This window comes from Sneathiella sp. (assembly GCF_029233945.1).
Classification (GTDB): Bacteria; Pseudomonadota; Alphaproteobacteria; order Sneathiellales; family Sneathiellaceae; genus Sneathiella.
Map to the genome: position 1 here is coordinate 58,114 of NZ_JARGOQ010000017.1, position 6,000 is coordinate 64,113.

The 6,000-nt window shown below is 53.0% G+C and carries 5 protein-coding genes; all 5 read left to right on the top strand.

Annotated features, from left to right (window positions below):
- Positions 1 to 78 precede the first annotated feature (78 nt).
- Complete coding sequence (locus P1U71_RS07740; RefSeq protein ID WP_301104998.1) at positions 79 to 888, top strand: enoyl-CoA hydratase/isomerase family protein; 810 nt, start codon at positions 79 to 81, stop codon at positions 886 to 888.
- A 490-nt stretch (positions 889 to 1,378) separates the two neighbouring features.
- Complete coding sequence (locus P1U71_RS07745; RefSeq protein WP_301105000.1) at positions 1,379 to 1,972, top strand: ANTAR domain-containing response regulator; 594 nt, start codon at positions 1,379 to 1,381, stop codon at positions 1,970 to 1,972.
- A 19-nt stretch (positions 1,973 to 1,991) separates the two neighbouring features.
- On the top strand, positions 1,992 to 3,212 hold the full coding sequence (locus P1U71_RS07750; protein WP_301105001.1) for a CmpA/NrtA family ABC transporter substrate-binding protein: 1,221 nt from the start codon (positions 1,992 to 1,994) through the stop codon (positions 3,210 to 3,212).
- 372 nt (positions 3,213 to 3,584) lie between these two features.
- Positions 3,585 to 4,922 (top strand): CmpA/NrtA family ABC transporter substrate-binding protein, encoded by a 1,338-nt coding sequence (locus P1U71_RS07755; RefSeq protein WP_367281145.1) that lies wholly within the window; start codon positions 3,585 to 3,587, stop codon positions 4,920 to 4,922.
- A gap of 71 nt (positions 4,923 to 4,993) precedes the next feature.
- Positions 4,994 to 6,000: ABC transporter permease (locus tag P1U71_RS07760; protein WP_301105003.1), on the top strand; the 1,007-nt coding region annotated here is incomplete at its 3' end.

The following is a 6,000-nucleotide window of genomic DNA, read 5'->3' on the forward strand; positions in this document are numbered from 1 at the left end:
CGGCATTCATACCCTGTTCACATGTCCCATCGGCGATGATGGTTCGATAGATCCGATAGAGAAGAAAGAACGAATAAAATGACTGATCGTTATGCTGCCTATACCAAACTGAAATTTGACTATCCCGCGGAGCGTGTTTTGAGAATTACGTTTAGTAATCCCGAAACGTTTAATTCCGTAGATGCGGAAACACATACTCAAATGACGGATATCTGGCGCGATATTGACCGCGATCCAGACATCAACGCCGTCATCGTCACCGGGGCAGGCAAGGCGTTTTCGGCGGGCGGTGATTTCGGGCTGATCGAAAAAATGACCGGAAATTTTGATGAGATCATGAAGACCTGGAAAGAAGCAAAAGATCTCGTTTACAATATCATCAATTGCAATAAGCCAATCATTTCCGCAATTAACGGTCCGGCGGCAGGTGCGGGGCTGGTCGTCGGCATTCTGGCTGATATTTCTATAGCCGGAAAGCGTGCAAAAATTGTTGATGGCCACCCCCGGCTCGGCGTTGCGGCGGGTGATGTCGCCGCAATTGTTTGGCCGCTTCTGTGTAGTATGGCTAAGGCCAAATACTATTTGCTGACCTGCAAACAGGTATCAGGTGAAGAAGCAGAGCGCATCGGTCTGGTGTCCATGTGTGTCGAGGATGAGGAGTTGCAGGAGACAGCACTAGGTATCGCAACGGACCTTGCCAATGGGTCTCAAAGCGCCATCCGCTGGACGAAATATTCCCTTAATAACTGGCTGCGTCAGGCAGGACCGATCTTTGATGCCTCGACCGCGCTTGAAATGCTCGGCTTCATGGGAGATGACGTGAAGGAAGGCGTTGCCTCGCACCGGGAAAAGCGGGCACCGAATTTCCGCAAAGACTGCCCGATTTAGGTAACTGTGTTCTCTGATATAACCTCTGTTCCCCTGCGGGACAGAGGGTGTCAAAGCGACAATGAGAAGAAGAAAAATACCTTGTTTTCAAATATTAGTTCCCTGATCTTTAATTCAATTTCCTCGTTAAACTTTGTTAGGGTTATAGATAATACATAATAAAAACAGTATATTAGGCCGTGTCTGGAGCTCAAATCAGGTAAAATTGTCTAAAAATTCCTGTTTTTTCCCTGTTAAACAGGAAATATTGCGGAGACGGGTTCGCTCGAGCCAGCTACCTCCACCACTCATTCAGGGGCCTTTGGCGTTATCCGGGGATCGCAGAGACGCTCCGTTGAGGCCACATTCTGTAGATTTCCCCATTCGTCTCTGACGCCCTGTTTCAGGAGGATTGTCATATGGAGCGCCGGGCTGGATAAGGATAATTCCCAGAAACTTACCCAATGATTTTTTGCATTGCACAATTATTTCGCCTGCGCAAAAATACAATATGACAGTTTCTATTCCCTCAGTCCTTCTGGTTGACGAAAACAAGATCCGGGCGGCCATCATTGAAGCGGGCCTGCGCGAAGCTGGCTACGAGCAGGTGCATGTGATTGGTGAAACTTTGGGGCTGGCGCGGCATATCGAACAGATTTCCCCCGATGTCATCGTTATTGATCTTGAAAACCCGAACAGGGACCTGCTCGAGAGTATGTTCCAGTTGTCGCGGACGGTGAAACGGCCGATTGCAATGTTCGTTGACCAGTCGGACCAGACCTCGATCGAGGCGGCGGTTGATGCGGGCGTCTCCGCCTATATTGTTGACGGACTGACGAAGGAGAGGGTCAAGCCCATCCTTGATATGGCAATCAGCCGGTTCAATGCGTTTGCGCGGATGTCGCGGGAGCTTCAGGACGCGCGCGATGAGCTAGCGGGACGGAAGGTGATTGACAGGGCAAAGGCCATTCTGATGAAAGCGAAGAATATCAATGAGGACGAGGCCTACAGGCTGCTCCGCAAAACCGCGATGACCCAGAACCGGAAAATCGCAGATATTGCGCAGAGCCTTGTAACCGCCGAAAACCTGATGAACGAGAAGTAGATGAATAGGAAGCGGGCAAATGGATAAAGTTAGGGCAGGCTTCATACCGCTTACAGATGCGGCCATACTGATTGCCGCTCGCGAAAAGGGATTTGCGGAAGAAGCTGATATTGACCTTGAACTCGCGCGGGAAATCTCCTGGGCTAATATCCGTGACCGGATGGCGGTCGGGCATTTCGATATTGCCCATATGCTGGCGCCGATGCCCGTCGCCGCCGCGATTGGCCTGTCACCTGTGCCGGTGGAGATACTGGCGCCGATGGCGCTCGGACTTGGTGGCAATGCGGTGACGGTCTCGACAACGCTCTATGAAACGTTGGGTGAAAACGGGTATGACGACTCACTTAATCCGGAAATTGCCGGGAAGTCGCTTGTCGCGTTGATAGAAAAACGCCGCGCCCGGAACCTGCCGGATCTGGTTTTCGGCGTCGTTCATCCCTATTCCAGCCACAACTATGATCTTCGCTACTGGCTTTCAGCTTGCGGAATCGATCCTGAAAAAGACCTGCAGATTGTGGTGCTACCGCCGTCCTTCATGCCGGATGCCCTCGCCCAGGGCAACATCGATGGCTACTGCGTGGGTGAGCCCTGGAATACGGCTTCCGTTGCTGCCGGAACAGGTGTCATCCTGACAACGAAGTCGCGTCTCTGGCAATCGAGTCCGGAGAAAGTTCTCGGTGTTAATAATCGGTTTGCGACTGCATGCCCTGAGCTTCTTGACCGGATTGTTTGCAGTTTTGTTAGCGCCGCCATTTGGTGTGCCAATCCGAAAAACCATCACGAACTCGCCAGTATTCTTGCGGAGCCCCGGTACCTTGACCAGTCTGTTGAGGTTATCCTGCCTGCGCTTTCGGGTGATATTGCAATCACGAACCGGCTGCGGATACAGGATCCAGATTTCTTTACGACTTTCGCGCGGGCCGCCAATTTTCCCTGGCGCAGCCATGCGCTCTGGTACTACAGCCAGATGGTAAGGTGGGGCCAGGCTTCTTTCAGCGAGGAGAATGCGGCGCGCGCTGCGGCGAGTTTTGCTCCAGATATTTTCAGGCGGGCAGCGACGCGGATGGAAATCCCGGTTCCGGCTGCAAACTCGAAAGTTGAAGGCGCTCTTACGAACGCTACGGCGGTCGGCGCGGGCAAAAATACCCTCTATCTCGGTCCGGACGGGTTCTTCGATGGCGCCCCGTTTGATCCTGAAAAAATTGAAGACTACATCCGCTCCCAATCCGCCATAAAATGATGCGGAGTTGAGCCTGATTTTTGCGCACTGCACAATTTTTTGGCAGGTCGGGCTAGATTCTTTGAGGTAATCTAGTTCACAAAAATCCCATAACATATTGAAATATATTAATATTAACTTTTTGCTAAGTTTTGGCACGATACGTGCTTGGTAAAAGGCAGACTGAAGATTAGTCACCCTATAAGCGTCCAATGACGGGCGCTATTTTGGCAAGGTCGCCCATCGCGATGACACCGGTTTCCTCCGGTGCATTGAGCGGTAGGCGGCTTTTTTTTTGATCTGGCCTGACGAGACAGGTGAAAGAGGAGAGATGAGATGAAACCAGTAGATTTCATGCGCAGAACATTCATGGTCGCGGCGGCCTCTTCTGTGATGATGATATCCGGCCTGACAATTGCCAAAGCCGAGATGCTTCCCGTCGAGAAGGACGAATTGAAGTTCGGCTTTATCAAGCTCACAGATATGGCGCCCCTCGCCATCGCCTATGAAAAGGGATATTTTGAGGATGAAGGTCTATTCGTCACCCTGGAGCCCCAGGCCAACTGGAAGGTTTTGCTTGATCGTGTCATCACCGGCGAACTTGATGGCGCTCATATGCTGGCCGGGCAACCGCTTGCCGCAACAATCGGTTTCGGGACGAAGGCGCATATTGTGACGCCATTTTCCATGGATCTGAACGGCAACGGCATCACGGTCTCGAATGAAGTCTGGGCAATGATGAAAGAGCATGTTCCCATGGATGCGGAGGGCAAACCTGTCCACCCCATCAAGGCCGAGGCGCTGAAGCCCGTGGTCGATAAATTCAAGGCAGATGGAAAACCGTTCAACATGGGAATGGTTTTTCCCGTCTCGACCCATAATTATGAGCTTCGCTACTGGCTCGCGTCCGGGAATATCCATCCGGGCTTCTATTCACCGACCGATGTATCGGGACAGATCAAGGCCGATGCACTGCTGTCAGTAACGCCACCGCCGCAAATGCCCTCGACTATGGAAGCGGGCACCATCGTCGGCTATTGCGTTGGCGAACCCTGGAACCAGCAGGCCGTCTTCAAGGGGATCGGGGTGCCGGTGATTACAGACTATGAGATATGGAAGAACAATCCGGAAAAAGTCTTCGGCGTCACGAAAGAGTTCACTGAGAAATATCCGAACACCACTCTCGCGCTGACGAAGGCCCTTATCCGCGCCGCCAAATGGCTGGATGAGAACAACAACGCCAACCGCCCGGAAGCCGTAGAGATTTTGGCGCGCTCAGAGTATGTCGGGGCCGACGCCGAGGTTATCGCCAATTCGATGACCGGCACCTTCGAATATGAGAAAGGCGACAAGCGCGAGGTTCCGGACTTTAATGTCTTCTACCGCTATTTCGCGACGTATCCCTATTACTCTGACGCTATCTGGTATCTCACGCAGATGCGCCGCTGGGGCCAGATCGCCGAACAGAAGGATGATGCCTGGTATGACGAAGTCGCAAAATCTGTCTATCGGCCGGACATCTATCTGAAAGCGGCGCAATTGCTGGTCGAGGACGGCCATGTCGACAAAGCGGATTTTCCTTGGGAAACAGACGGTTATCGCGAACCAACATCCGCCTTCATCGACAATATCCAGTATGACGGGCATAGCCCCAACGCCTATATCAACTCGCTCACAATCGGCCTGAAGTCCGGCGAAAAAGTCAGCGGCGGCCTTGTTACCGGCGGCTAACCTTTTAGTAAAAGGGGCGCATCCGTACCCTCGGGTGCGTCAGTATCTAAAAATTGCAAAAGGAATAATTAATGTCCGAATCCACTGCAAATGAAGCTATTGCCGCTGGCTTGTCGGCTGAGAAAATCGCGAAGAGGGAAAGGTTATTCTCTATCGTCAACCGGGCATCGGGATGGCTCGATGCGCTGGGCTTGTCCTGGGTAACGCCGATGATCAAGATGGCAATCGGCGAGAGTCCGAGGGAACAGCTGGCCGAACTTCGCCGCGTATTGTTTATTCCGCTGATTGGAATTGGCCTCTTTCTTCTTGCCTGGGCCGTTTTCGCGCCGCAGGTGAAAACGTCGCTCGGAGCCATTCCGGGACCGGCGCAGGTCTGGGAGCAGACGGTCAATCTCTGGCATGATCATGTGCGCGAACGGGAGAAGGCCGACGCCTTCTACGCACGTCAGGACGTGCGCAACGACAAGCTGATCGCGGCAGGCACGCCCGATATGGTCAAGTACCGCGACTATACCGGCAAGCCGACCTATATTGATCAGATCTTCACATCATTGTTCACGGTTGGCCTGGGTTTTGTGATTGCGGCGCTCATTGCCATCCCGCTCGGGATCGCGTCAGGCCTTTCGAAGTCGGTTAACGGCGCCATAAATCCGCTGATCCAGATTTTCAAGCCGGTGTCGCCGCTTGCGTGGCTACCCATTGTTACCATGGTTATTTCCGCCGCTTACGCGGACCCGTCGGAATTGCTTCCCAAATCGTTGGTTATTTCTGCCGTGACGGTCACGCTCTGTTCGCTCTGGCCAACCTTGATCAATACGGCGCTCGGCGTTGCCTCGGTCGATAAGGATCTGATGAATGTCGGCCGTGTGTTGCAGCTCCCGACGGCGAAAACCGTCACCAAGCTGGTGCTGCCCTCGGCGCTTCCGTTGATTTTTACCGGTCTTCGCTTGTCGCTCGGCGTTGGCTGGATGGTGTTGATCGCCGCGGAGATGCTGGCGCAGAACCCGGGGCTTGGGAAATTCATCTGGGATGAATTCCAGAACGGCTCCTCGCAGTCCCTGGCCAAGATCATGGTGGC

Coding starts and splice junctions, on each gene's coding strand:
- P1U71_RS07740 (WP_301104998.1), top strand. CDS start 79: ATGACTGATCGTTATGCTGCCTATACCAAACTGAAATTTGACTATCCC.
- P1U71_RS07745 (WP_301105000.1), top strand. CDS start 1,379: ATGACAGTTTCTATTCCCTCAGTCCTTCTGGTTGACGAAAACAAGATC.
- P1U71_RS07750 (WP_301105001.1), top strand. CDS start 1,992: ATGGATAAAGTTAGGGCAGGCTTCATACCGCTTACAGATGCGGCCATA.
- P1U71_RS07755 (WP_367281145.1), top strand. CDS start 3,585: ATGATGATATCCGGCCTGACAATTGCCAAAGCCGAGATGCTTCCCGTC.